Source organism: Parendozoicomonas sp. Alg238-R29 (assembly GCF_947331445.1).
Classification (GTDB): domain Bacteria; phylum Pseudomonadota; class Gammaproteobacteria; order Pseudomonadales; family Endozoicomonadaceae; genus Sansalvadorimonas.
Window position 1 is genome coordinate 1 of sequence record NZ_CAMZOG010000219.1, and the last position, 1,244, is coordinate 1,244.

Annotated in this window: 1 protein-coding gene; it reads left to right on the forward strand. The window is 48.0% G+C overall.

Annotation, left to right across the window (positions count from 1 at the left end; all coding sequences use genetic code 11):
- Positions 1 to 1,230, forward strand: a 1,230-nt coding sequence (locus tag QMA35_RS21740) for a DUF637 domain-containing protein (protein WP_281649222.1), incomplete at its 5' end; no start/stop codon positions are given.
- Between the last annotated feature and the right edge of the window lie 14 nt (positions 1,231 to 1,244).

Sequence of the window (1,244 nt, forward strand, 5' to 3'; positions counted from 1 at the left end):
CTGGAAAATGATCCACGGGTGGACTGGAGCCGGGTACAGGAAATTCATGACCAGTGGGATTATGAGAGTGAGGGGCTAGCGCCAGCGGCTTCTATTGTTGTCGCTATTGCCGTAGCTATTGCGACAGGGCCGGGTGGTTTTGCTTCTCTTGGTTTTGGCGCTGGTCCCGTTGGTGCAGCCTTACAGGCGGGTTATACCGCCCTCGCAAGTCAGGCGACGATCAGCACCATTAATAATAAAGGTGACTTAGGCGCTGTTTTCGATGAACTGGGATCCAGTGAGTCTATCAAAAGTATTGCAGCGGCTATGGCCACAGCTGGCCTTGTGCGAGGTGACCTTGTTCCAAACAACAGCCTCTGGAACATTGCAAAAAATATCACTTATCAGGCAGCTGTAAAGTCGACGATTAACACAGCAATTAACGGCGGTAGTTTAGGGGATAACCTAGTTGATACCCTGCAGCAAATGATTATACAGCAGGCCGCCGCCAGCGCTGCCAATGCTATTGGCGGTGCAACTGCCTCTGGCTCCCTTGAAAATATTACTGCTCATGCTGCCTTAGGGTGTATAGCAGCCAAAGCTGGCGGGAAAGACTGTGGTAGTGGTGCAGTAGGTGGAGCGATAAGTGCAAGTATCGCACCTACTGTAAATGAAACAATTAACAATGACATTGTTCTTACTAATGAAGAGCGAGCACTGATTGTCGGAATATCTGAACTATCTGCTGCCATTGTTGCTTTGGCTGTGGGGAAAGACCCTGATGTCGCTGCTACCGCAGCTCGAAATGAAGTTGAAAATAATTATCTGAGTCATTGGCAGCAGGCCCAAAAGCATGAAGAACTAGCAGCATGCAAGACTGATTTTTGCAAACACAAAATAAATATCGCCTGGGGGCTAATAGATGCTCAACAGGATCTGGGAGTAATTATTGGTGTTGGGGGAGGTATAGGGTTATCAGCCTATGAAATGGCTGAGGGCATTGCACTCGTTGTAATGAATCCCATTGATACCTTTAATGGTCTCAAAGCCGTACTCAATGATCCTGAAGTTAGAGCACAATTAGGTGCTGAAATTGTTCAGAGCTACGAGCAGCGAATTAACACTCTTGTACAAGCTCGTGAGGATGCCGGTTGGGATGGGTCGATTACTAACGGAGTTGAGTCTGGAAGGCTTGCCCTGGAAGGCTCTGTTCACAATAAATGTGGGTTGAGCCAATGGGATGCTTCCTGATCTAACAAACTCTC